The sequence below is a fragment of the Leisingera sp. CC-HEC093 genome, assembly GCF_059429195.1.
In genome coordinates, this window is record NZ_JCAIJR010000001.1 from 1,996,047 (window position 1) to 2,020,515 (window position 24,469).

A 24,469-nucleotide genomic window follows, 5' to 3' on the forward strand; every position below is an offset into this window, starting at 1 on the left:
AACCCGCAAAATCGCGGCCCTTTACGCTCCCGCGGAAGAAATTTTCAGAAAAGGACCACAGGCGAACACTCGAACAACCGTCACGACCCGTAAAGGTACCCCCCCAAAATGACCGTTTGGAAGCGGCAACTGCCTAGCCTGCAGATAACCGAAACTTCTTTGCCGCACATAGCGACTCATGTAGATTAACAGTTCACCGTCAATCACGTTCAACTTCTCAAGCTGCCCTGAGGTGCGTGTTATGATCGAACTGAAGAGCTTTATCCACTCGGCTGAGCAGCAAACCAGAAAAGCGCTCGCAGATTACCGGGATGCCTTAACAGAGGCCTCATGTAAAAAATTCAGCCATCGCGCAGGCGTGCTCTTTGGCTTGAAACTAGCATTGGACCGCGAAAAGCGCTTGACTGTAGCTCGGGATGCGGCGGCGAGTGTGATTAATAGAAGCCCGGTCCATCAAGAATGGATGCTTCAGATCCTGGATGAACAACCAATGAAGGCCAGAGAGAAAGATAGGATCCTTGGACTGCTGAAAACCATACCCGAAGGCTTGAGCTTCCGCTAGCTGGACTTAGAAGGTGAAGCGGCCAGCCCCGCGCCATCCAACGGGTTGAGATCTCCGGAAGCGGCCAGCACTGCGGATTTGAGCAAATGACTTCCTTGCACGCCATTGGCACAACCGGAAGGTATGGCAACTTCCGGAGGCCTAACTGGCCTTACCATGTTTATCCAGCAGCCTCATAACGCGCGGCCTATCCAAGAAATTCACAGCAGGAAAACGCGGCCGCGATGTCTTTGGGCACACCATCAGTTGCGCGAACAGCCAATAAAACCCCTTTTATCATCCTACCAGCTTGAAAAATCTTCCTTTAATCCATCTTATGACGCGGCAACCGCTGCAGAAGAGAGGGCGAATGGGGCTTAGAGCAGAATTGAAGGCAGCCACGCAGGCCGATCATGAGAAGTTGGACCGGCTGGTCTCCCGCTGGGATCTTTCGCACCGGGACAGCTATGCCGAATTCCTGCGCCTGCATTCTGCCCTGATCCCGCCGCTGGAACAGTGGCTGGAGCGAAGCGGTGTTGAATCGTTGCTGCCGGATTGGCTCGTGCGCCAGCGCCGGGGCGCACTGCAAAGTGATCTCGCGGCGCTGTCCGTCCAGCCGCTCGCCCCTGTCGGGATAGAACTGCGCCCATCCCTGCCTTCAGTGGCCGGCGTGCTGTATGTCCTGGAAGGGTCCCGGCTTGGCGGCAAACTCCTTGTCCGCCGGGTTGTTTCTGTCAGCGAGGCCGTGCCCGCAGCGTTCCTGGAGCACGGATCCGGCAGCCAGCTCTGGCCGTCCTATCTAAACTGGCTCGACAGTCAGTCTTTTGGCCCTGCCAGCCGCCGCGAGGCTGTCACCTCTGCCCGTTCGGTTTTTGACCTTTATACGGCAACCGCCGGATTTCTACTGAAAGAGATTGCGGAATGACCAACGCTCACTCTACTCCGGGTGACAGTGCGCCGCAGCCGGTGCAAGCCGATCTGACAACATGCGACCGGGAACCCATCCACCTGCTTGGAAGAATTCAGTCCTTGGGTTGCCTGATTGCGGTGAGCCGCGACTGGCTGATCTCTCATGCCTCGGAAAATCTGGAGACCTTCGCAGGCGTTTCCGCCAGAGAGGCCGTGGGCGAGCCGCTGGAGACCCTTCTCGACATCCAGTCGGTTCACGATATCCGAAACCGTCTGGCCTTCCTGCAAGGGGGGGAGGGCACCGAGCGCGTCCGGAAGGTAACATTCCGCGATGCAGACGCGGCTCTGGGCGCTACGGTTCATATATCCGGAGAGCAGATCGTCCTGGAACTTGAGCCCGCCGCGGAGGCGGAAGATTTTGACAGCGACATAACGACAGTGCGTTCTCTGATGGCCCGGCTGGCGCAAACGGAAGGGGTGGACAAGCTCTGCAAAGATGCCGCCAGATATTTGCGCGCCCTGACCGAGATGGACCGGGTCATGGTCTACCGGTTTCTGCCGGACGGGTGCGGCGAGGTGATCGCCGAGGCAAAGACGGCCGGGCTGGAAGCATTTCTTAACCTCCGCTATCCGGCATCTGACATTCCCAAACAAGCGCGCGCCCTCTACCTGCGCAACCCGATCCGGACGATCACCGACTCGGCCGACGAAGGCGTCCCGGTTTTTCCGGCGGTCTCACCCGAAGGCAATATCCTGGATCTATCGCAAAGCGTGCTGAGGAGCGTGTCGCCGATCCATCTGGAATATCTGCGCAACATGGGGGTCGCAGCCTCCATGTCGATCTCGATCATCGTGAACGGCAAGCTTTGGGGGCTGTTTGCCTGCCATCACCAGACGCCGATGGCACTGTCCCATTCCAAACGGGGCGCGGCCGAACTTTTCGGACAGATATTCTCGTTGCTTCTTACGAGCAAGCTCAGCGAAGAGGACAGCACGACCGAACGGAAGGTGCAGGCGCTGACATCCCGCTTCACCAGTACGATGTCGACGACTGATGCCCCGTTGCCGCAGATGGTTCCGATGCTGCAGGAGTTTTCAGAGTTTATTGCTGCCGACGGGTTTGGAGTGATGCTGAACGGGGCCGTGCATCTTGAGGGCAGCACGCCGACGCCGGATGAATTCGGTCAAATCGTCAAGCTTCTGAACCGGACCAGCGCCAATACCATTTTCGCGGCCCACAATCTCTCCGCATCTCTGCCGGAGGCTGCGCAATTCGCGGACCGGGCCGCGGGCATCCTTGCCGTTCCCATCTCACGCTCACCGCGCGACTATATCGTTTTTTTTCGCCGGGAAGTGGTGAAGTCCGTATCCTGGGCAGGAGATCCTGACAAACCGGTCACAACAGGGACAAATGGCATCCGTCTGACGCCTCGCGGCAGCTTCGCAGCCTGGCAGTCACTGGTTGAGGGGGAGAGCGAGCACTGGCAGCCTGCCACCCTTGTCGCCGTCGGCCAACTGCGGCTGACCCTTCTGGAAATTGTCCTTCGGCTGACAGGTGAGGCGGAAAAGGAACGGGCCGCTTCTCAGGAACACCAGGAACTGCTTATCGCTGAACTGAACCACCGGGTGCGGAATATCCTCGGCCTTGTGAAGGGGCTGATCGCGCAGTCAAAGTCTGGCGAGCGTTCGGCTGCCGAATACATGGAAGTGCTGGACAGCCGGGTTCATGCTCTCGCGCGAGCCCACGATCAAATCACCAGCGATAACTGGTCTGCTTCCTCCTTCATTCGCCTGATGAAGACGGAAATGGAAAGTTACCTGCTGCAGAAAATGGACCGGGTGAAATTTGAGGGTGACGACTTCATGCTCGCCCCCGCTGCATTTACCGCAGTGGCCTTGGTTATGCATGAAATGGTGACCAACGCGGCGAAATACGGCGCTCTCTCTGACAACCGCGGCAGTGTTGGTGTTACAATCTCTCCCACGCCATCCGGCGGCCGGAAAATTGCTTGGGTTGAACACGGCGGCCCCCCGGTTCAGGCACCAAAGCGGCGGGGGTTCGGCTCGACCATCGTTGAGCGGTCGATCCCTCACGAGCTGAACGGGTCTGCACAGATCAGCTACAAGCTATCCGGTGTCCAAGCCGAGTTTGAAATCCCTGCTGCCTATGTGACAGCAGCCCGCTCTGACGATGCCATACAGACGGAAGAGAGAAGGGCTGATGTGTCCTGTCCCAACCTTCCACACTCGGTACTGATCTTAGAAGACAACCTGGTCATCGCCATGGGGGCAGAAGCCATTTTCGAAGAACTTGGCGTCAGCCGCATCGTGCTTGCCTCTACCGCGGACCAAGCCAAGATGGAAGTGAACAGTCAGGACTTCGACTTCGTGCTTCTGGACATCAACCTCGGCGACCATACCAGTTTCGACCTGGCGCAAGAGCTGCATGAGTGCGGGCATGCAATCGCCTTTGCCAGCGGCTACGGCGACCACGCCGATATCCCGGCGGCCTTCCAAAATGTGCTCCTGATCAGCAAGCCCTACGGCAAGGAAACCGTACTGCGCGCGCTGGAGGTATGCCTAGGCAAGTAATAGCAATGGCAGGGAACTGCGCGTATTGCGTTTCTGCCCTGGGTAGTTGCACATCAATCCCCTGCGTTTACGGGCGTTTGCATAGCGATCCTGAAGCTGATCAAAGCTGCCTTCAATAAGTTGGCAGCGCGCACGCCACACTCAGATGCAGTTAGTGGAGGATTTCAGATGATTCAAAGGAAACGTCACGGGATGAAACGAAATCTCAGGCCGCGGTGTGACTACAGTTCTTGCCCGATGGGCCAATGCTGTTACTGCTGAGCGGTGTGGTGCTGGTGAACCGGCGAAGTCCACAAAGGACAATCGCGCAGTCGCAGAGAAAGTCGGCTTTGTCCGCGAACTGTAAACTGCCTGGTTCATCTTCGCCGCGACAAACATAAATGACCGGTTTGCCCGCTGCGCAGTGCCCCCGCACGCGCTGGAGATTGCTGACATCTTTCGAGTTCATGGACCTGTCTACCGGCGGGCAAATGCAGGGCGTCTGAGTCTCGCGCAGCTCAAGGTCATGTCTTCAATTGAAGCCTGCCGAACCGAGGCGCTTGGCGGGCATGTGGCAGCCTGCTCCAAGTGTGGCCACCATCACATCGCGTACAACAGCTGCAAGAACCGGCATTGTCCGAAGTGCCAGGGCCCGGCAGCAAGGGATTGGATGGCGGCGCGGGCCGAGGACCTGCTACCCGTGGAGTACTTCCATCTGGTCTTCACCCTGCCAGCCGAGATTGCCCACATCGCCTATTGGAACAAGCGGGCGGTCTACGGACTGCTGTTCCGCGCCTCGGCTGAAACGGTGATGACCATCGCGACCGACCCAAAACGCATGGGGGCTCAGGTCGGCATGACCAGCGTATTGCACACCTGGGGATCGGCGATGACCCATCATCCCCACATCCACATGATCGTGCCCGGCGGAGGCCTGTCACCGGACGGCACCCGGTGGATCGCGTGCAAGCCGGGGTTCTTTTTGCATGTGCGGGTATTGTCGCGGCTGTTTCGGCGCCTGTTTCTCGAAGGGCTGATGGCGCTGCATCGAGCGGGAGAACTCACCTTCTATGGTGATCTCACCGATCTGACAGACGTGAAGGCGTTTGCTGCCTGGCTGGCCCCGTTCCGAAAAACCGAATGGGTGGTGTATGCGAAACCGCCCTTCGGCGGGCCCGAAGCTGTGTTGGCCTATCTCAGCCGATACACCCACCGCGTGGCGATCTCGAACCATCGCCTCGTCAGCGCTGATGCAGATACCGTGGCATTCCGCTGGAAGGATTACAGGATCAAACGAGGGGATCGGATGAAGGTCAGCTGCCGTTCGCCACGCCAGTCACGGACTCACACATCGCGGGACAAACCAGCCTTTCGCTCACGCCGCTACTGCTGATGCAGAAAGCCTTCGCCCCTGCGGCCGGGTGTCTGCGGCGACGCAGCGGATTTCCCAGTTGCGGTCTTTCATCGGTGTGAATTTCGGCCAAATCCAAACCGCCTTTTCGCCGCGACCGGGCTCGACCGTCAAAGAGCGGGAAGAAGTGTGAAATAGCTGCTCGTGCGCCTATGGCCGGTTTAGGCGCTTCGCGATTGCTGCGAACAGTATCTCTGGCGGCCAAGCTTTTTCCAACGACCGCTTCCATGAGCGTCCTCATTCAGGCCAACCCCAAAAGACCGGGCAGAATATCGCGACACGACCATGCGACAGTTGCGGACAGCGCTCCGGTGAGCATCGCAGGCACACTCATTTTCTAGTTGCCCCAAATCAGGTGGCAGCAAAATGGTCCAACCGGCGCTCCTAAGTAAGCTCCAACCCTGCTTTGACTGCAAACCATTTGCACAGGGCTGGCTGTTCGATCTGCGGCCGTTATAAGCCGTTACAGGCGGAGGACATGAACCGAACAATGAGCGTGGCGGACGACCAGTGCGGCGGTCGAGCCCAAAAAGAACTCCTTCATCCCCGGTTTGTGCGAGGCAAGGACGATACAGTCGATTTTGTGTTTGTTGGCATATTCCGTTATCGCGCGGCCCGCTGACTGGCTTTCCAGAATGACGGAGTTCACATCCGCTTCACCCTGCAACCGGTCAGCCAGGCTTGCCTGGGCTTTCTGGTAGGATTTTTCGACAACATTTTGCTCCATATAATACATGATCTGCTTGTTCGGCGGCTCGTGAATATGGGCTGCGGTGATCTTTCCACCCTCGGACAGGAGGGCACGTGCTGTGGAGAGTGCCTGTTCGCTGATGCCATGTTCCAGGGACAGCGCTACGAGTATGTTGCTATACATGGTGTTCCTCTTGTGTTCAGTTTCTGGGGCTGAAGGTTCGCGGCTGCCTGTCCGGCATCCGCCGCCGGCAGGGGAGCGCCCCCGGTCCGGGGGGCGCAGGAATAGGTGGCCCCCTTATTTGCTGAGCAGGAGGTCGGGCAGGAAGAGCGCGAGTTCCGGGACAAAGGTCGTCAGCATCAGCGTCGGCAGCCAGGCAAAGATGATGAAGATCAGCGTCGGCCACAGCATGCGCGAGACCGGTTCGTCACAGACCTGGGCACCAAGATAGAGAAGCGGCGCCGTGGGTGGTGTGATGTTAGCCATGCCCAGATTCACGCCGATCACGGCAGCAAAATGGATCGGGTCCATTCCGGTGCTCTGCGCGATGGGCAACAGGATCGGGGTCGCCAGAAGCAGGCCCGAGATATCATCCATCAGCATCCCGATCAGGATCATCACGATGTTGATCATCAGCAGGATCACAATCGGGTTGTCAGATACGGAGTAAACCAGATCTTTGGCCAATTGCGGTGCGCCCTGCGAGATCAGGTTGTCCGACACGATCAGCACCATGAAGATCATGACCATCACCACACCGATTGTGACGCCGGAATTCTGGATGGTCTGAGCCAGCGTTTTCCAGGTCAGGCCGCGGTAGAAGTAGATCGCAATCGGGATCGAATAGACCACGGCGATACCGGCGGCTTCGGTCGGGGTCATGATACCGCCGTAGATCCCCCCCAGAATGATCAGCGGCATCATCAGGGCAGGTCCCGCCAGGCGCGCCTGGCGGCCAAAGGTGGGCAGAAAAGGCCTGGGGCGTTCTGTCAGGTTAATGCCATCGTATTTCCGCAGCATGAACTGGTTCACGACGATCAGCAGGGTGATCAGGATGAACGCGGGGATCACGGTGGACAGAAAGCATTTCAGCACGTGCTGCTGTGCCACCCAGCCATACAGGATATGCGACGAGCTTGGCGGGATCAGGAGGCCCAGAGGGCTTGCTGCCACGATCAGAGCGGCCGACTGCCCGCCGGGATAGTTGGCCTTTTTCAGGTGCGGCATCATGATGCCGCCGATGCAGGTCAGGGTGGCGTTGGCGCTGCCGGAAATGGAGCCAAAGACCCCGCAAGCCAGGACGCCCGCAGCGCTCAGCCCGCCCTTGATATGGCCGATGAACATTTCGGCGAGTGAAACCAGGGGCGCCGCGATCCGCCCTTTTTCCATGATGCCACCCGCAATCATGAAGAGCGGGATGGCCAGCAGAACCAGTGACCGGATTCCCGTGGAACCCGTCGGCAAGTACCCTGTGATCGACTGATCACCGACCATGGCAATGAAAATCAGGACGGCTCCGAAGGCCACAAAAACGCTGACCCCAAGAAGCAGCATGGCGCAGACGATAAGAAGACTACCGGTGATGATCATTTTGCAGCCTCCTTGGCAGCAGCTGATTTGAGCGGGAGACCGAGACCCTGACGGATATGCACGTACAGATACGCGGTGGTGAACATCGCCATGAAGCCAAAGGCGATCATGATTCCGATCCGCCAGGTGACAAAGGGGATGCGCAGCACAGGGGTTGCGCGCAGCCGCGGGAACGAGAAGTCGTCAAGCAGCGAGACATAGCACGCGTACATGAGAAACAGGATCACCAGCAGCTCGACCGTCAGCACGATGAACCCGCGCCACCAGATCATCCGCGGGTTTTGGATGACGATGCCCAGAATATCCGCGTTGATATGCAGATTGCGCGCAGAGGCCAGAACAGCGCCTGCAAAGAAGCCCACGATGCTAATGCCCAACAGCCATTCTTCGTACGCGAAAAGATCGCCGCCAAAGCCGTATCTGATGACAACAACCGCGCCGAAGGTGAATGCCATCAGGAACCCTGACACCATTACAATCTGTCTCATAACAAATGCGATCGCCTTCATCGGGTAGCCAATGATGACCGGCAATTCGTCGGTTATTTTGTTCCGAATGCCGTGAACTTCGTTCCCGGCGGCTGGTGGTTGTTCGCTTACCGAAACGGACATCTTTCTCCCTCCCATTGTTTCGCTCAAGAACAAAAAAGGGCCAGCTGGTCTGCCGGCCCTTTTCCTGATCAGTTGTTCTTGGCTGCCAGCAGGCGGTCGATGATGTCCTGACCAACGCTTTTTGCCATCTGCGGCCAGACCGTTTCCTGAACATGCGCGGCCATCGCAGCCTGTTCTTCATCGTTCAGGCGAAGGATGGTGTAGCCCTTATCAAGCAGCTTCTGACCGAAAACCTCGTCGTTTTCGCGGTTGTAGCTGAAGAAATCATTCGACGCTTTGGTCAGGGCTGCCTGCAGCGCGTCACGCTGTGCGTCATTCAGCTTGTCCAGCGTCCGCTGCGATGCATAGAACGTTGTCAGTTCGGAGATCGAGTTGTACTCGACGAAGTGGGTGCCGACATCCGACTTGGCGAAGATGGAGTAGGTCGCGGTTTTGGTGCAGCAGATCGCACCATCGACGATACCGGCTTGAAGCGCGGGGAAGATGTCCCCCCATGCCATGGTTGTTGCCTGGTAGCCCAGTTCTTCAACCATCGACTTCACAACGCTGGACGACCAGACACGAATGTTCATGCCTTTGTCTTCAAAGCTGCTCCAGTTCTGAGGCTCTTGCGAAGCAACGATGCCGATGAACCCTTCAGGGTTCTGAGCCATCACCCGGACGCCATATTCGTCGGTGATCTCCTGCAGGATGGTGTTGAACTCGGAATCCATGTTGAGCAGCGTATTTTCCATGTCATCCCATCCTCCAAGCAGGAACGGCATGGACAGGAACTCAAGGCGCGGATCGGTGTCGGCGTAGATAAAAGCGGAAGCCAGATCGATGTTGCCGCGGGCGACATCTTCGAACAAGGCTTCACCGGAACCGAGCTGGTTTGCAGGGAACACGTCGATCTTCAGGCCAACATTGGCTGCTGCAACATCTGCGGCAACCTGTTCCATCATTTTTGTGCCCTGGTGGTCGATCGGGAACACGCCTGCAAAACGCAGGGTCATGTCTTCGGCGAAAGCCGCGGTCGACATCAGAGTGCTCAGCGCGCCAGCGGCCAGACCTTTGGTAATCTTGTTGAAACTCATCGGGTAGTTCTCCTCCTGTTTGACGAATAACGCCCGCACAGCGGTATGCTGTTGCGGGCGCGGATTTGCTTAAGTCAGCAAATTTCTGGGATCCTCGAAGCCGTATCCGAGGTCATCGGCCACAGCCTTGCAGGTCACCTCGCCGTAGGCCACGTTCAGGCCATTCAGCAGGTGATGGTTGTCGGCCAGCGCTTGCTGCCAGCCCTTGTTCGCAATGGCGATGGCATGCGGCAGGGTCACGTTGTTCAGCGCATAGGTCGAAGTCCGGGCCACCGCGCCGGGCATATTGGCGACGCAGTAATGCACAACATCATCAACGGCATAGGTCGGGTCTGCGTGTGTCGTTGCCTTGGAGGTCGCAAAGCAGCCGCCCTGGTCAATGGCAACATCCACGACCACTGCACCGGGTTTCATTTTCGCAATCAAATCACGCGAAACAAGCTTGGGTGCGGCGGCGCCGGGAATCAGAACCGCCCCGATCACGAGGTCGGCATTGGAAACCTCTTCCTCCAGCGCGGCCTGGGTTGAGTAAACCACCTTGGCGGATGCCTCAAAATGGTTTTCGAGCTTTTCCAGAACGGCCGGGTTACGGTCCAGAATGGTGACGTCAGCGTGCAGGCCAACGGCCATCTGCGCCGCGTTGAAACCGACAACACCGCCGCCGATGACAACAACCTTGCCGGGCTTCACCCCAGGCACACCGCCCAGGAGAACCCCGCGCCCGCCCTGGGCCTTTTCCAGGGCACCGGCACCGGCCTGGATCGACATCCGGCCTGCAACCTGGCTCATCGGCTTCAGGAGCGGCAGACCGCCATTGTCGTCCGTTACTGTTTCATAGGCGATGCAGACCGCGCCAGAGTTCACCAGATCTTTGGTCTGCTCCGGATCTGGAGCCAGGTGCAGATAGGTATAGAGGATCTGCCCCTCGCGCAGCATCGCACGCTCCGCTGCTTGCGGCTCCTTCACCTTTACGATCATTTCGGCGTGGGCAAACACCTCGGCTGCGTTTGTTGCGATCTCCGCACCAGCAGCACGATAAGCATCGTCATCCGCGCCAATGCCCAGGCCCGCACCGGTTTCGACCAGCACCGCATGACCGTTCGTGATCAGCTCAGCCACGCTCTCGGGCGTCAGCCCGACGCGGTATTCGTGGTTTTTGATTTCCTTGGGTACACCGATGTACATTGTCTTCACTCCAGGAAAAAGAGGCTCACTTGGCCGTTGGCATGACGAATTCAGCACCTTCCGAGATGCTTTCAGGCCAGCGCTGCATGATGGATTTCTGCTTGGTGTAGAAACGGACGCCCTCTTCGCCATAGGCGTGCATGTCGCCGAACAGGCTCTTTTTCCAGCCGCCAAAGCCATGCCACGCCATCGGCACCGGGATCGGAACGTTGACGCCGACCATGCCGACCTGAACCTGTTTGCCGAACTCACGCGCGACGTTGCCGTCCCGGGTGAACAGCGACACGCCGTTGCCGAACTCGTGGTCGTTGATCAGCTGCAGGCCTTCGGCAAAGTTCGGCACGCGGACACAGGCCAGAACCGGGCCAAAGATCTCTTCGCGGTAAATCTTCATGTCCGGGGTGACGTGGTCGAACAGGGTGCCGCCCAGGAAATAGCCGCCTTCGTGCCCTTCGACGGTGTAGCCGCGGCCATCGACCAGAAGGTCGGCGCCTTCTTCGACGCCGCTATCAATGTAGCCCTTGATCCGGTCGCGCGCGGCGGCGGTGACGATCGGGCCCATTTCTGCGTCCAGTTCGAGACCGTTCTTGATCTTCAGGGTCTCGGCGCGTTCTTTCAGCACCGGCATCAGCTTGTCCGCGGCATCGCCAACCAGCAGAGCAACCGAGATGGCCATGCAGCGCTCTCCGGCCGAGCCATAGGCTGCACCGATCAACGCGTCGGCGGCCTTGTTCATGTCGGCATCAGGCATCACCAGCATGTGGTTCTTGGCCCCGCCCAGGGCCTGGACGCGCTTGCCGTGGCGGGCGCCGACTTCGTAGATGTAGTTGGCAATCGGGGTCGAGCCGACAAAGGACACAGCCTTGACATCGTCATTTTCAAGCAGCGCATCCACGGCCACCTTGTCGCCCTGAACGACGTTGAACACGCCATCGGGGAAGCCTGCCTGTTTCATCAGGTCGGCATAGAGCAGCGAAGCCGAAGGATCGGTCGGCGACGGTTTCAGAATGAAGGTATTGCCTGCGGCGATGGCGATCGGGAACATCCACATCGGCACCATGACCGGGAAATTGAAGGGCGTGATCCCGGCCACGACGCCCAGGGCCTGGCGTGTGGTCCAGTTGTCCATGCCGGTGGACACCTGCTCCGTGTAATCACCCTTAAGGAGCTGCGGGATGCCGCAGGCAAACTCGATGATATCAATGCCGCGCTCGACCTCGCCCTGAGCATCGGTGAAGACCTTGCCGTGCTCGACAGTGATGGCGCGGGCCAGGTCGTCCTTGTGCTGACGCACCAGCGCCAGGAAATTGTTCATCAGCCGGGCCCGGCGGATCGGCGGCGTGTTCGACCACGCAGGAAAGGCCGCCTTGGCCGCGGCGACCGCAGCGTTCACGGTTTCGACGGTTGCCAGGGACACATCGCCGGTGTGTTCGCCGGTTGCAGGGTTGTAGACAGCCTGGGTGTTTTCGCCGTCGGGAGCTGTGTTTTGGCCACAGATATAGTGGCCGATCGAAGCGATCGGGGCAGCATCTTTCATGATTGCAGTCCTTTGGATTTAGAGGGGAGAGGTCACGGAAGCTCAGCCAGAACTTTGCCAAGTGTCTGAACAAGCGTGTTGATTTCAGGTTCCGAGATGATCAGCGGCGGAGAAAGTGCGATGATGTCGCCGGTTACCCGGATCATGATCCCAGCGTCCCAGGCGCGTTTCATCGCCTCATAGGCCCGCTCGCCCGGCGCGCCTTCGCGCGGCGCCAGTTCGATGGCGCCGACCAGCCCCAGGTTCCGGATGTCGATGACATTGGGCAGATCCCTCAGGCTGTGGAGCTGATCCTCCCACGGTTGCGACAGCAGAGCGGCGCGGCGGAACAGGTCGTTCTGTTCGTAGCTTTCCAGCGCCGCCAGTGCGGCTGCGCAGGACACCGGGTTGGCCGAGTAGGTGTAGCCGTGGAACAATTCGATCGACGCGTCTGCATTTTCCATGGCGGAATTGTAGATCGCGTCGGACACGATGACCGCGCCCATCGGGATGACGCCGTTTGTTAGCCCTTTGGCGGTGGTGATGATGTCCGGAGTAACGCCGAAGTATTCCGACGCGGTCGATGCACCCAGCCGGCCGAAGGCGGTGATGACCTCGTCAAAGATAAGCAGGATGCCATGCCGGTCACAGATCTCGCGCAGCCGTTGCAGATACCCCTTGGGCGGCAGCAGCACTCCGGTGGACCCTGCCATCGGCTCGACGATGACGGCCGCGATGGTCGAGGCATCGTGCAGCGCAACGATGCGCTCCAGATCATCGGCCAGTTCGGCGCCATGCGCGGGGCAGCCGCGGGTGAATGCGTTCTTTTCCAGATCATGAGTATGACGAAGGTGATCGGTACCGGTCAGGAGAGTGCCGAAATGCATGCGGTTTTTCACGATGCCCCCGACCGAGATGCCGCCGAAGCCGGTGCCATGGTAACCGCGTTCGCGCCCGATCAGACGTGTGCGGGCGCTGTCGCCGCGCATCCGGTGGTAATGCAGCGCAATCTTGAGCGCGGTGTCGACCGACTCGGACCCCGAGTTGGTAAAGAACGCATGGCTCATCCCCTCGGGCATCATCGCCGTCAGCTTACCCGCCAGCTCGAACGCCTGTGGGTGGGCAAACTGGAAATTCGGAGCGTAGTCCAGCTCGTGAACCTGCTTCTGCACTGCCTCTACAATCAGCGGATCACGATGGCCTGCATTAACGCACCACAACCCCGCGGTGCCGTCCATAATCCGGCGGCCGTCCGAGCTGGTGTAATACATCCCTTCGGCAGACTGGACCATGCGGGGCTCGCGAAGGAAATCACGATTGGCCGAAAACGGCATCCAGAAAGACGACATGGTATTTGACTGAACGGGCATGTCCATTCCTCACAAGGCAGATTATTATTTGATGAGAGATACTTGCAAAGTTTCAGCTTTTCGCACACCCGGCTTTGTAGGAATGTGTAAGTCATTGAAAAACTGATCGGGCCAGCCTAAGGTGCTTTCGATCAGAAGCAGGAAATCACAATGGGCGACTCTTCGGCACCCGATCTGGAAACCGCAAGGCGCCTGCGATTGATTCGAACCTCAAAAGGTCTCAGCCAACGCGAGATGGCCAAGCGCGCGGGGGTGGGAAGCGGTACGATTTCCCAGATCGAGAGCGGATCAACCCAGCCTTCAGTGGCTCTGCTCAAGAAAATTCTCGCAGGTGTTGATGTTAACCTGGGCTTTTTCTTCAGCTTCGAACTGAAGAACGAGGACAACTTTTTCTTTCCTCACAGCGGCATGCGGGACCTGGGGTCGCCGGGCGTGTCCTACCTGCTGGTCGCGGGTGAGCGTCGGAATCGAAAGCTGCAGATGCTGATTGAAGAGTACGGTGTCGGTGCAGACTCAGGCCGTGGAGCCCTGTCGCATGAGGGCGAAGAATGTGCGGTCGTAATTGAGGGGCGTCTGGAAGTAACGGTAGATGGACAATCCCGAATTCTTGGCCCAGGAGACGCTTATTACTTTTCCAGCATCCTGCCACACCGGTTCCGCAACGCCGGGGACAAGGTGTGCAAAGTCATCAGCGCGTGTACGCCTTCATCGTTCTAGGCCGGGGCGAGTGTCCGGGGCAACGATGTTCCAAGATGATTTTTTCAGGTGGTTCCGGCCCCTGTATCCAAACCTTTGGTTTCAGGCAGTTCATAGAATTGTGCCGAATGTTAACTATGTCACGTAGCCTGGGCCCCGGTTCTCTGAGGATTGAACTTCGTCCCTGTTCCCGGACATCGGGGTAATTTACCCCTGTCCAGGAAAGGAGCATGGAATGGGACAATCGAGACGGACGTTCACGGATGAGTTCAAAGCCGCAGCCGTTGGCCGGCTTTATAAGCCTGGTGCCACACAAACCGGCGTGGCCAGGGAACTGGGTGTGACGATTTCCCAGCTGAAGACCTGGCGCTTGGAGATCGAAGCGGCAGGATCGATGGCGGCACTGCGCAGGCAACAGGCGGATGCGGCGGAACTGGATCGTCTGCGGAAGGAAAACAAACGCTTGAAGCTGGAAAATGAGATCCTCGAGAAAGCTTCCGCTTTTTTGCCTCAAGGGCAGCGAAGACATGAACGCGAAACGTGCTTTCGTCGCTGCCCACAAGACTGTTTACCCGATCGCTCAGCTCTGTCGCCTTGTTGGTGTTGCGCGCAGCTGGTTTTACGGCTTTGTCCAGTCACAACCTGCCCGGGATCAGCGGCAAAAGCTGCGTACCGGCCGGGACGCCGAGTTGCTTCCAAAGATTAAAGAGGCGTTTTCTCAAAGCAAAAAACGGTATGGTTCAAAGCGGGTCCATCAGGATCTGAAAGCCGATGGCGAGGACGTTTCGGAGCGGCGCGTGGCCAGAATAATGCGGGAAAACAATGTCACGCCGCGCCTGTGCAAGCACCGAAAGCCGCGCACCACAGACAGCAATCACAGCCTCAAACCGTCGCCAAATCTGCTGGAACAACGGTTCGATTGTACAACCCCGAACCAGGTTTGGCTGGCTGACATTACTTACGTCGATACGGACGAAGGATGGCTCTATGCCGCCGCCATCAAAGACATGGCCACGCGTGAAATCGTGGGCTGGGCAATGGACGATCATCTGCGATCCGAACTGTGCGGTGATACCCTGAACATGGCTCTGGGGCGCCGTGGACCGGTTCCAGGGCTCATTCATCATTCAGATCGCGGCGTGCAATACGCAGGCGGAGAATACCGCAAATTGCTCGGGGCGGCACGCATCACACAATCCATGAGCCGAACCGGCGAATGCCTGGACAACGCTCCAGTGGAAAGTTTCTTCGCATCACTGAAAAAAGAACTGGTTCATCGGGAGCGCTTCAAAACGCGCGCCCAGGCAAAGGCGGCGATCTTCGAATACATTGAGGTCTTCTACAATCGCCAGCGCCGGCACTCCGCCATAGGCTACCAAACCCCAGCGCAAGCATACAAAACCATGACTTGGAAAAGCGCAGCATAGGGTCAAGAATCAATCTGTCCGGAAAGCGGGACGAACTCCAGATGCTGCGTGGCACAGGAACAGCTGTCTGACCAAGCTGCACCGCGGCGGCTATAGGCGGGGCGAACGGCGGCTTTGCTCCGGACTTGCTTCGGCCAATGGCAGCTTTGCGCGCGTTGTGCAGTTTCACGGTTTCAACTTCGCTGCACCCGGCGTGAATGGCCGAGATCTCCGCTGCACCGCAGGCCGGTTTACCATGCCAGCGCAGAAAAATTCTTCCACTTTGCACGTGCAGCACAATTCTGACAGGTCCGGTGTGGGCTCGAAGCCCGATTTCGCCGCGCGCGGCATGAATGTCTGCTTCATCCGAAGGAAAATCTATGAGTCGCTAAAGGTAACTTTGCTGCGTCGGATGAAAATATTTCCCTTTAAAATCAAACGCCCAAGTTCCCCAAAAAGGAAAAACTATGTGTCGCCCGACACAAATGTCGAATGCCAAGCAAAGCTGACCTTCTTGTCAGATTTCTGACCCAAACCCAGAAAACGAACGTTCATGCGGTAGGCAGCGAAGGTGCCAAAAGAGCCCTTAGCGTTCTTTGATCACATGCCAGGTCTTCGCGTGTGCAGCACGTCGCGAGCGGACAAACCTGCCGCTTACACGGAAGACAAAATTCTGCGGTCGCAGCCCACATAGCTGTCGTTCGCTGTAGTGATGCAGCAGACAAAGCATCGGAAGGCAGCCGTTCAGAAAGTAATTGCTTCGATCTCCAACGCTGAAATCAGTATGTTGCGTGGCGCTGACATGGACCACCTATATGCTGCGTGAGCGTCGATATGTTTTGTCCTCGTTCTCGTGGTCGAGTAGGCTAGCCGTACAATCCTAGTTAGAGCGATTCAAATACGGATGCCGCAATGAGTGAAGCGAATATTTTCCAGCGCCAAATTGTCGTCGACCAACCGGCCAGAGAGGACTGAGCCTCCCCAACTGAACTGGTCCAGCGCTATGTTTAGGAAACGGAGGACCGAGAATGGCAAACAAGCGACCCAAGCCGGAAGAGATTGTCTCGAAGTTACGGCAGGTTGAAGTTCTGATGGGTCAAGGAATGCCCCGTCTTGATGCGATCAGGCCACCCAGATCGGCGTTGTTGAACAGACCTATTACCGCTGGCGCAAGCAGTATGGCGGAATGGGCGTAGATCAATTGAAGGAACTGAAGCGGCTGCAGAAGGAAAACGAGCAACTGAGAAGAGCTGTATCTGATCTGACTTTGGATAAATTGATCCTGAAGGAAGCTGCTCGGGGAAACTTCTAAGCCCCGTGCGCCGTCGCGCTTGCATCGATCACGTTCGAAGCCAGCTCAAGGTATCGGAACGCAGGGCCTGTCGGGTTCTTGGGCAGCATCGCTCCACACAAAGGCATATCCCGAAAGGCCCTGCAGATGAGGGTCGTTTGGTTGCCGACATGATCGAACTGGCCAGACAGTTTGGCCGCTACGGCTATCGTCGGATCGCTGCTTTGCTCAGAGAGGCAGGTTGGTCGGTCAGTGATGGCCGTGTCGAACGGCTCTGGCGGCGAGAGGGGCTGAAGGTTCCAGCAAAACAACCGAAGAAAGGGCGGCTCTGGCTGAATGACGGATCATGTGTCCGGCTGAGGCCCGCGTATCGGAACCATGTCTGGAGCTACGACTTCGTGCATTGTCGGACAGATGACGGAAAGGTCTTCCGGACGCTGAACATCATTGATGAGCACAGCCGGGAATGTCTGGCGATCAAGGTGAAGCGCAAGCTGAACTCGACAGACGTGATTGATGTTCTGACAGACCTGTTCATCCTGCGTGGCGCTCCCGCCTTCATCCGCTCGGACAATGGCCCTGAGTTCGTTGCACAGGCGGTTCGGGACTGGATCACTGCCGTCGGCGCCAAGACCGCCTACATCGAGCCAGGGTCACCTTGGGAAAATGGATATTGCGAAAGCTTCAACGGGCGGATGCGAGATGAACTGCTTAATGGCGAAATCTTCTATAGCCTGCGCGAAGCACAGATCCTGATCGAAAAATGGAGAAAGCACTACAACACGAAGAGACCCCACAGTGCGTTGGGCTATCGCCCACCAGCCCCGGAAACCATTATCCCGATGGAACACAGACCAATCATGCACTAACAATCAATTTGGACCAGTCAGATGAGGCTGCTCAGCCCAACTTGCATCTTGGACTTTCTCGCTATGCGTGCTCGCTGAACAATTTCTTCTGCGGATGCGCGATTGTCTTTTCTGCGACGCAGAGATCAAACCGGACTTCCAGGCACCTCGTGGCGCGGATGAAAGGATCAAGGTGCAGGGTTGCGCACGAACCTGCCGCTCGCGTTGGCAAGGACAATGACGTCAATCAGTTAAATGTCGTGTCTAGGGAATGTTGCCTTCGGCGCGCTACGAGTAGCGCCCAAGCTCAGCCATAGCGGGGTGACCGTGGGCAGCACGTCCTAACCAAATTCGGTCGGGATACACGCTGCTTCTAACTGACGTCCTTTTTGCGTCAACCGGCACAATTCGTCCTGCTCAGCTTGCGACAACGACAAATAACGCGGCGGGAAGTTCTTTGGCAACTGAACCACGGTCTCCAGCCAGGGTGCATCCTTTTGAAGCCCCAGAAAGTCGCAAAGCCGAGTGAGTTCCCCTCGCGGTGCAGAGACAACATTCTCGTAACGGAGGACCAGCCGGCGTTCAGGAGCAAGTGTTCCGAACTGTTGTAGCCCGCTGTGCATCAAAGCTGACCAACAGGTCGCCACATCTTTGACTGCGGGCGTCGTGTTCAAAATCCGCTGCACCGGTAGAGCACGCGCGCTCAAGGCCTCCAACCAAGCGATCCAGGCCGCCGAACCGATCTGCGATCCCTCTCTAAACAGATCGACACCAAACCGCTGCGCCTGTTTCCAGATCCAGACCACAAATCGTGCCGGTTTGTATTTTTGCATCGACAGAACGACATCGCGCCCATCGCGCAGGAGTAGCACGAATTTAGCCTCGGGAAAGGAGCGCGCGAGCGCGCCCGTGGCCATCAGTGTCCCGCCTGAGCGCTCAAGCCAAATCTCGCGTCCGCCGACCTCATGTGCCAGCATACCCGCCAGCGCCCGGTAGTGATCCGCGCGGCTTTGACGGGGCAGCACCGAAACCTGCCCGCGCAGGCCATCAAACACCCCATCGGGGTGTTCAAACAGATGTGGCAGGGTCACGGCCAAGAGCGGCGGACACATGAAGGGATCAAACCGCCCTTTGACATGGTGATACAGGAACTCGCGCGGGGCAGCCTCGGGGTTTGCGAGGTTCCGCATCAGCCAGCTGGGCCGTGCCATCTGCCGCCAAAAGGCCGCGCCCGAGAGCTCTCCCGGCAACAACGCGCGTGCCCCTTGGGTGGTCATAAGCTCGGACAGGCTCAGCACCCCGGGATGGTGTTTCAACATGGCCGACATCATGGTCGAGCCGCTGCGCGAAGCATTCACCAGAAACGCGCCCTTCATGCGATCTCTCCGTGCAAAAGGTTTTCGACCCTGCGCAACTTGTGCAGGGGGTCGGGGCTGAGCGGCTCAAGCCGTGCCGTCACAGTAATCCCTGGCACACGCCCTGCGATATATGCCGCCAGTGCGTGACGGGCGGGCGAAAGTGCGTCGTGATGGGCAGGCGGCAGCAACAGCTCCACCGCACGCACGCCCACCCGACGGATGCGAAAATCCGTGATCGCACGATCCGTCCCGAGCACAGCATTTCGCAGCACATCCGGCGTCAGCAGCACGCCCTGAAAATCAAACGTATCATCGCAGCGCCCCACAATCTCTTCGATCACCCGCAGGGGGGAACCACAGACGCAGGGCGCATCCGAGAGCCGCAGCAGATCATTCATCCGATAGCGCGCCATGATCTGGAACTGTCGCTGGAAACACGAGACGACCGGATTCACGAGGCCTTCACCTGCCGACTCGAACTCAAAATACACCGTATCCTCGGCCAGATGCAGGTGTCCGTGTTCGCAGGTCACCGCAAAAAGCCCCTCAGTCGCCATATAGATCTGCCCCAGTTGCAGACCGTATCGAGCCTCGACCACGGCGCGGTCCACAGGGTCAAGCGTCTCGGCGCTGGAAAAAATCCTACTCGGCACCAACTCTAGATCAGCATCTGCCAGGGCACGCAGCACACGCGGCGGCGCAACGATACAGCTCGGTTTAAACGCAGCCAGCTCCGCGCCCCAGCTCTCGAGTCCCTCTCGCAGATCAAAGAACGCGAGCTTCAGACGACGCGCCTGTGCTGCAGTCTCATAAAGGCCTGAGGACTGCGGCAAAATCACCGCAACCCGCTCAACCTCAAAAGGGAATCTCGGCAACGCTTTTGCAAGCATCACTCCCAGCCAACGCAGCCGCTCGGCACGGCTCACGAGATAGAGTGCCCGGTTGCCACTGGTCCCAGTGCTCGCCCCCAATCCCAGGCCGCGATAATCACAGGGGCCGCCGGCCGCATCAAAGGCTTGCCATCCCTCTACAGCCGAGATCCGATCCCGGTTGAAGGCGGCGAAATTCGCCATCATCAGAGATTTATCGATGACTGGCAGACTCTCAAGCCGCGCCACGCGGCCATAGAAATCAACCTGCGGCACGTCGCGCCTCAGCCAACGCTGCAAAGAGCGGGTTTGCCACGTATTGAACCGCGAACGCGGCAGGCGGTTGCGCCGGCGCGTCAGAGCAAAGGCCCGCCCCAGATGCCAGAGGTCATGCATCAACCGCACCCCAATCCAGCCACTGCACCTGCGGGTCATGGCATAACAACACCTGGCCACCTGAGGCGCGAAACGCTGCCAATCGCCGAGTGCTAGCCCGGGCAGCCTGCGCGTCCTCGGGCACGACGTGTGCTAGCGGTGCGCGGCGTTCTGGAGTATCCAGCGCGCCCAGGTTCCACTGCACATCACAAGCATAGAGCAGACAGGGATCAAGTGCGGGGAAACACAAGCCAAAATGCCCCTCTGCATGACCGGGCAGCGGCACGGCAATCAGCTGCCCGTCGCCAAAGAGATCATGCCCGGGCCCAAGACAATACGGTGCCTCAATGCGCGGCAAGGCTTTGACATCTACAAATCGGGCCTCCAGATCGTCAGGCAAAAGTTCGGCGAACACCCCATGACGGAGGTTGCCAAACGCCCCACGCGCCCGAACCGCCTGTAACGCCGTCAGGTCTCCCACAACGTCTGCGTCAGGAAACGCCCGCAGCGCCGAGACATGATCCGCATGAAAATGCGTCAACACAATCCGTCGCACCTCCGAAGGCTGGTAACCAAAACGCGCCAGAACCCTCTCAATCGATTGTTCCCGGTTTAAACGGGGTCGTAGCAGCCCGGCATAGAACCGCAGACCAAAACTGCGCGGCCCCACTGTGACTGCCTCGCTGTAGCCAGTGTCAATCAGCACTGGCCCCCAATCCGGGTGCAACACTAGCCCATAGCGCACCGGCATCGCCAGCCGGCGCAGGCCCCCGCCAGGACGCACCGCCCACTCTGGCCCGCGGACCCAGGCGCTATTGGCAAAGACCAACCGCATCCGGCCCTCTCCATGAGAAAACACTCTCAAGCCCTGCTGCAAAATCAACCTTGGGCCGCCAATTTAGCATGCGCGCCGCTTTCCGCAAATCAAGGCTCTGTTCAAAGGCCAGGAGCGCCAGACCATAGGCAGTCACGCTCGGCTCTCCGGGGCGGTGCAGCAGCAGATGCGCACCTTCAAACCCTCGTGCGAGCATCAGCATCAGCCGTAGTGGCATCTTGCGCCAGCGTGGTGTGATCCCGGCCCGCGCGCAGGCTTGATCAATTATTTCGCGCACTGGCAGGACCTCCCCACCTGAAATATTGAAAACCTCGCCCTCGACCTCAGGTCCCGCAAGCAACCCCGCCCCAATCGCGCGACACACGTCATCGACATGCGTTAGATCAATCGCTCCGCGCCCCCCGCGAAAAAGTGGCAAGGGATGGCGTCCGGCGGCTTCAAGCAGACGTGGCAGCAGGTGCTTATCGCCAGGACCATAAATCCCCCGTGGCCGCAGACTCAGCGGGCCGACATCTTTTGAGGCAAGTACAATACTCTCGGCCTCTGCCTTGGTACGGGCGTAATGGTTGAAAGGGCGCGGCAGCGGTGCGTCCTCGCGCTGGCAGACCTGGTCACGCAACGCAAAAGCGACCGAGGGTGATGAGATATTCACGAACCGCCGCACCCCAATCTTCTGTGCCAGAGCGACTACATTTCGGGTGGCCCCCACATTGGCCGCGTCAAAAACCGCGGCCCGACCTGCAGGCGCCGACAACGCCGCCGCATGCACCACAGCGTCCAGATTGGGAAACGGAGACCTATCCAAAGGCGCGCTCAGATCCGCCTCCACCACAGGCAGGCCTCGCGCCCGCAGTGCATCGCACCCCGCCCGGGACCGGCCGGTGGCCAGCACTTCAAAGCCCCACGCCTGCAGATAAGTGCAAAGGTGCCCGCCCAGAAAGCCGGTCGCACCAGTTACCAGAACCCGCATCACAGCTGAACCGCTAGCCCGCTGAACGACACCCCGGCTGAGGTACCCAGCATCAGGACCTTGCTGCCCCGTTCCGCACGCCCTGCACGCAGCGCGATATCAAGCACCGTCGGCAGCGAGGCCGCGATCTGATTGCCTAGATCAGCCGCCATGTCGACAATCTTCTCTGCCGCGAAACCCGTCTGCGCCGCCATATGCGCAAGTGCGTGGGGGCTCGCCTGATGAGGCACAACTAAATCCACATCGCTATGCGTCCAGCCCGCGCGCTCCAGCAGCTCGGTCACGAAATTGGGAAAATAGCGAAGGGTTACGCCATAGAGCGCCTTGCCGTTCATTCGAAACCGGCTGTGCGCGGCAAAAGACTCTGCCTCGGTGTGAAAGTCAAACCGGGTGCCCCCCGCGCCAATCTCGCAGGCGTCATATTGTGAGGGGAAGCTCTTCATCAGACTCGCTTGAACACCGCGATTTCCTTCTGGTGACGCCCGCAAAACAGCTGCTGCAGCGCCATCCCCGAACAGCGCCGCCACATCCGGCTGCGCCTGCCAAGGCAGGCCGCGCGAGGCAATCTCGGACGAAACCACCAGTGCGCATGCAGCCGCTCCGGCTGCGATCTGACGACTCGCAAGCTCCACCGCAGTCAGGAAACTTGTACATGAGCTGTTCACGTCAAAAGCCGCCGCGGCGCCATCGGCAATACCAAGCCGTTGCATCACAAGCGGCGCGGTGGAGGGCAAAGTCTGATAAGGTACCGCCGCCGCCGAGATTATCAGCTCCACATCCCCCGCCACGATCCCTGCATTCGACAGCGCCGCCTCTGCCGCCGCAACCGCCATGTCGATCTGGCTTGCGTCCCTGGCGTAGTGCCGCGCCCGTACCGCGGTACGAGCAAACAGCGCCCCTCGGCCCTGGCCCCACTCACTGTCAAGCTGCTCAGACAGCACCGGCGCGCCGGGCAGAAAACTCCCTGTGCCTGAAATTTCGACTGGAAGAAAAGTCTTCAAATCCCAATCCCTTGCTAAACTCTCGTCTTAATATTTCCTTCAAGACCTAAGATCAGGCAACATACCACGCAAGGGCCTGCTTATCAGACTTCGGCGCAGTATAGGATCGGCTTGGATTTTGCCAGGAGTCGTTGAGTTGAATGACTGGTGTTTGGAAACGCGCAGCAATGTCAAAGGTGTGGCGCCGCAACCGCGAGTGTTTTCTGCGTCAGCAATAGCGGCATAGGCAAAAGCCTGGTTTGTCCGCGTCTCGCTTGTCGATCAGCTGCGCAGCGAAAGGACGGCTTGGATTTTCGCCCTCAGATTGGCTTTCAATGACCGTTCTGGCGACATCGGCTGCATCGCAGCGACCAACCTGCCGCACTTGCGAGCATATGCTGCGCCAGCAATAGCCGCGTGAGCAAAAGGCGGCTTTGTCCGGCATCCCGCCCGTTCGATGATGATTGGTGGCTGCGCTCGCGGAGAAGGTCTGCTCCTTTCATTGCTCGTGCAGCATGGGATCGCCGCCCGGCTTGCAGACCCCAAGACTTTGCAAAGGGCGCTTCCTGCGCTGAACTGACGCTCGCGCCTGGCGGCTGCATTGCAAAATATGCTCCTGACCATGTTTGAACGGCGCTGGCCGAAAAGGTCCGCTTCAGCCGATGGCAAGTCTATGAGTCGCAAAAGGAAAGATTGGTGCGATCACGATCTTTCCACTGGCTTAAAATCAAAGGCTTAGCGGAACCTGCAAGGCAAAACCTTTCCTTTTTCGTGTCTCCAACATCCCCGCTCGCGCCTCCTGTTCCGCCAGTGGCGAAGCCTTCCCTGATTTTCACTTCGGAAGAGCGCTGTTGCATTACCCACGCGTGAGAGGTGACTTCCCCTTCCCCCGTTGACGTCATGACACGCGTTGGATCTCGGCGGTGCCGAGGGCCGAGAAACGGTTCATGAGGGCTATGCGGATGTGGATATCGGCGGTCTGGCGGTCGGGGTCTCTGGCGGCGATGCGTTCTCCGAAGGCTTCCAGGCAGCGCATCTTCGCTTCGATCCGACTTCGGGCGTAATAGCCCGTCCAGCGCTTCCAGAAGGCCCGGCCATAGTATCGGGTGAAGGCGCGGAAATTACACCACGTGCGTGGACACTAACCGACGGGCCGCTTCAGTGAGGGGATCACCTTAGGCGGAGCTGTGCTGGCCGTTCGCCTGTGCGCCCGAAGCAACGGCGCCTTGATGTTGTACTCGTCCAGCAGCAGACCCGCTGCACGTTCGCGGCCCCCCTGGAGGAAATGGAAATGTCCGGCGGGTTCGGTCAGTTTGCAGACAGCAGAAACATGAAGACTAAAGGCGCAAAGACCAGTTAAAGTTCAAATG

The 24,469-nt window shown here is 58.6% G+C and carries 17 protein-coding genes and 4 pseudogenes; 8 read left to right on the top strand and 13 right to left on the bottom strand.

Features of this window, described 5'->3' with window-relative positions:
* Positions 1-241: 241 nt before the first annotated feature.
* The 4 genes and pseudogenes from AC5STB_RS09635 to AC5STB_RS09650 form a co-directional block, all read left to right on the top strand.
* Complete coding sequence (locus AC5STB_RS09635; protein WP_495442696.1) at positions 242-562, top strand: hypothetical protein; 321 nt, start codon at positions 242-244, stop codon at positions 560-562.
* 349 nt (positions 563-911) lie between these two features.
* Positions 912-1,466 carry a biliverdin-producing heme oxygenase gene (locus tag AC5STB_RS09640; RefSeq protein ID WP_495442697.1) on the top strand — a complete coding sequence of 185 codons (555 nt, stop codon included), beginning with the start codon at positions 912-914 and terminating at the stop codon, positions 1,464-1,466.
* Positions 1,463-4,042: an HWE histidine kinase domain-containing protein gene (locus AC5STB_RS09645; protein ID WP_495442698.1), complete on the top strand. Its 2,580-nt coding sequence runs from the start codon at positions 1,463-1,465 to the stop codon at positions 4,040-4,042. The genes AC5STB_RS09640 and AC5STB_RS09645 overlap by 4 nt, the downstream gene beginning before the upstream one ends.
* A 403-nt stretch (positions 4,043-4,445) precedes the next feature.
* Positions 4,446-5,327: pseudogene (locus AC5STB_RS09650) on the top strand (IS91 family transposase); the annotation flags it as partial.
* 568 nt (positions 5,328-5,895) lie between these two features.
* On the opposite strand, the gene AC5STB_RS09655 reads toward AC5STB_RS09650, so the two are convergent.
* The 7 genes from AC5STB_RS09655 to aptA form a co-directional block, all read right to left on the bottom strand.
* On the bottom strand, positions 5,896-6,306 hold the full coding sequence (locus tag AC5STB_RS09655) for a universal stress protein (RefSeq protein WP_065267968.1): 411 nt from the start codon (positions 6,304-6,306) through the stop codon (positions 5,896-5,898).
* 114 nt (positions 6,307-6,420) lie between these two features.
* Positions 6,421-7,713 carry a TRAP transporter large permease gene (locus AC5STB_RS09660; protein WP_019296089.1) on the bottom strand — a complete coding sequence of 431 codons (1,293 nt, stop codon included), beginning with the start codon at positions 7,711-7,713 and terminating at the stop codon, positions 6,421-6,423.
* On the bottom strand, positions 7,710-8,324 hold the full coding sequence (locus AC5STB_RS09665; RefSeq protein WP_175392960.1) for a TRAP transporter small permease: 615 nt from the start codon (positions 8,322-8,324) through the stop codon (positions 7,710-7,712). Before AC5STB_RS09665 ends, AC5STB_RS09660 begins: the two co-directional genes overlap by 4 nt.
* A 68-nt stretch (positions 8,325-8,392) precedes the next feature.
* Entirely contained in the window at positions 8,393-9,400 is a 1,008-nt protein-coding gene (gene dctP / locus AC5STB_RS09670) for a TRAP transporter substrate-binding protein DctP (protein ID WP_065267967.1), read from the bottom strand.
* A gap of 69 nt (positions 9,401-9,469) precedes the next feature.
* The gene (ald, locus tag AC5STB_RS09675) at positions 9,470-10,585 is read right to left on the bottom strand and encodes an alanine dehydrogenase (RefSeq protein ID WP_495442699.1); all 1,116 of its coding nucleotides are present in this window, start codon (positions 10,583-10,585) and stop codon (positions 9,470-9,472) included.
* Between the two features lie 25 nt (positions 10,586-10,610).
* Positions 10,611-12,122 (bottom strand): CoA-acylating methylmalonate-semialdehyde dehydrogenase, encoded by a 1,512-nt coding sequence (locus AC5STB_RS09680; protein WP_495442700.1) that lies wholly within the window; start codon positions 12,120-12,122, stop codon positions 10,611-10,613.
* Between the two features lie 32 nt (positions 12,123-12,154).
* Positions 12,155-13,477 carry an omega-aminotransferase AptA gene (gene aptA, locus AC5STB_RS09685; RefSeq protein ID WP_495442701.1) on the bottom strand — a complete coding sequence of 441 codons (1,323 nt, stop codon included), beginning with the start codon at positions 13,475-13,477 and terminating at the stop codon, positions 12,155-12,157.
* Between the two features lie 144 nt (positions 13,478-13,621).
* On the opposite strand from aptA, the gene AC5STB_RS09690 reads away from it, so the two are divergent.
* The 4 genes and pseudogenes from AC5STB_RS09690 to AC5STB_RS09705 all read left to right on the top strand — a co-directional run bounded on the left by AC5STB_RS09690 (position 13,622) and on the right by AC5STB_RS09705 (position 17,733).
* On the top strand, positions 13,622-14,188 hold the full coding sequence (locus AC5STB_RS09690) for a cupin domain-containing protein (RefSeq protein ID WP_052254122.1): 567 nt from the start codon (positions 13,622-13,624) through the stop codon (positions 14,186-14,188).
* 214 nt (positions 14,189-14,402) lie between these two features.
* Positions 14,403-14,567: pseudogene (locus AC5STB_RS09695) on the top strand (transposase); the annotation flags it as partial.
* A 127-nt stretch (positions 14,568-14,694) separates the two neighbouring features.
* Entirely contained in the window at positions 14,695-15,594 is a 900-nt protein-coding gene (locus AC5STB_RS09700) for an IS3 family transposase (RefSeq protein WP_495442702.1), read from the top strand.
* Positions 15,595-16,601: 1,007 nt separating this feature from the next.
* Positions 16,602-17,733: pseudogene (locus AC5STB_RS09705) on the top strand (IS3 family transposase).
* 320 nt (positions 17,734-18,053) lie between these two features.
* Here AC5STB_RS09705 and AC5STB_RS09710 read toward each other — a convergent pair.
* The 6 genes and pseudogenes from AC5STB_RS09710 to AC5STB_RS09735 form a co-directional block, all read right to left on the bottom strand.
* Positions 18,054-19,088, bottom strand: a complete 1,035-nt coding sequence (locus AC5STB_RS09710) for a sulfotransferase family protein (protein WP_495442703.1) — start codon at positions 19,086-19,088, stop codon at positions 18,054-18,056.
* The gene (locus tag AC5STB_RS09715) at positions 19,085-20,335 is read right to left on the bottom strand and encodes a CoF synthetase (protein WP_495442704.1); all 1,251 of its coding nucleotides are present in this window, start codon (positions 20,333-20,335) and stop codon (positions 19,085-19,087) included. Before AC5STB_RS09715 ends, AC5STB_RS09710 begins: the two co-directional genes overlap by 4 nt.
* On the bottom strand, positions 20,328-21,149 hold the full coding sequence (locus tag AC5STB_RS09720) for an MBL fold metallo-hydrolase (RefSeq protein ID WP_495442705.1): 822 nt from the start codon (positions 21,147-21,149) through the stop codon (positions 20,328-20,330). Before AC5STB_RS09720 ends, AC5STB_RS09715 begins: the two co-directional genes overlap by 8 nt.
* A complete protein-coding gene (locus AC5STB_RS09725) occupies positions 21,127-22,119 on the bottom strand; it encodes an NAD-dependent epimerase/dehydratase family protein (RefSeq protein WP_495442706.1) in 993 nt (330 codons plus the stop codon). The genes AC5STB_RS09720 and AC5STB_RS09725 overlap by 23 nt, the downstream gene beginning before the upstream one ends.
* On the bottom strand, positions 22,119-23,120 hold the full coding sequence (locus AC5STB_RS09730; protein WP_495442707.1) for a 3-oxoacyl-ACP synthase III family protein: 1,002 nt from the start codon (positions 23,118-23,120) through the stop codon (positions 22,119-22,121). Before AC5STB_RS09730 ends, AC5STB_RS09725 begins: the two co-directional genes overlap by 1 nt.
* 877 nt (positions 23,121-23,997) lie before the next feature.
* Positions 23,998-24,207: pseudogene (locus AC5STB_RS09735) on the bottom strand (IS5/IS1182 family transposase); the annotation flags it as partial.
* Positions 24,208-24,469: the final 262 nt, after the last annotated feature.

Bases quoted from the DNA above. Each gene is read 5' to 3' on its own strand.
- AC5STB_RS09660 (WP_019296089.1), bottom strand. From the start codon at position 7,713: ATGATCATCACCGGTAGTCTTCTTATCGTCTGCGCCATGCTGCTTCTT.
- AC5STB_RS09640 (WP_495442697.1), top strand. From the start codon at position 912: ATGGGGCTTAGAGCAGAATTGAAGGCAGCCACGCAGGCCGATCATGAG.
- AC5STB_RS09700 (WP_495442702.1), top strand. From the start codon at position 14,695: ATGAACGCGAAACGTGCTTTCGTCGCTGCCCACAAGACTGTTTACCCG.
- AC5STB_RS09715 (WP_495442704.1), bottom strand. From the start codon at position 20,335: ATGCATGACCTCTGGCATCTGGGGCGGGCCTTTGCTCTGACGCGCCGG.
- AC5STB_RS09680 (WP_495442700.1), bottom strand. From the start codon at position 12,122: ATGAAAGATGCTGCCCCGATCGCTTCGATCGGCCACTATATCTGTGGC.
- AC5STB_RS09710 (WP_495442703.1), bottom strand. From the start codon at position 19,088: ATGAAGGGCGCGTTTCTGGTGAATGCTTCGCGCAGCGGCTCGACCATG.
- AC5STB_RS09645 (WP_495442698.1), top strand. From the start codon at position 1,463: ATGACCAACGCTCACTCTACTCCGGGTGACAGTGCGCCGCAGCCGGTG.
- AC5STB_RS09690 (WP_052254122.1), top strand. From the start codon at position 13,622: ATGGGCGACTCTTCGGCACCCGATCTGGAAACCGCAAGGCGCCTGCGA.
- AC5STB_RS09720 (WP_495442705.1), bottom strand. From the start codon at position 21,149: ATGCGGTTGGTCTTTGCCAATAGCGCCTGGGTCCGCGGGCCAGAGTGG.
- AC5STB_RS09635 (WP_495442696.1), top strand. From the start codon at position 242: ATGATCGAACTGAAGAGCTTTATCCACTCGGCTGAGCAGCAAACCAGA.
- AC5STB_RS09665 (WP_175392960.1), bottom strand. From the start codon at position 8,324: ATGTCCGTTTCGGTAAGCGAACAACCACCAGCCGCCGGGAACGAAGTT.
- AC5STB_RS09655 (WP_065267968.1), bottom strand. From the start codon at position 6,306: ATGTATAGCAACATACTCGTAGCGCTGTCCCTGGAACATGGCATCAGC.
- aptA (WP_495442701.1), bottom strand. From the start codon at position 13,477: ATGGACATGCCCGTTCAGTCAAATACCATGTCGTCTTTCTGGATGCCG.
- dctP (WP_065267967.1), bottom strand. From the start codon at position 9,400: ATGAGTTTCAACAAGATTACCAAAGGTCTGGCCGCTGGCGCGCTGAGC.
- ald (WP_495442699.1), bottom strand. From the start codon at position 10,585: ATGTACATCGGTGTACCCAAGGAAATCAAAAACCACGAATACCGCGTC.
- AC5STB_RS09725 (WP_495442706.1), bottom strand. From the start codon at position 22,119: ATGCGGGTTCTGGTAACTGGTGCGACCGGCTTTCTGGGCGGGCACCTT.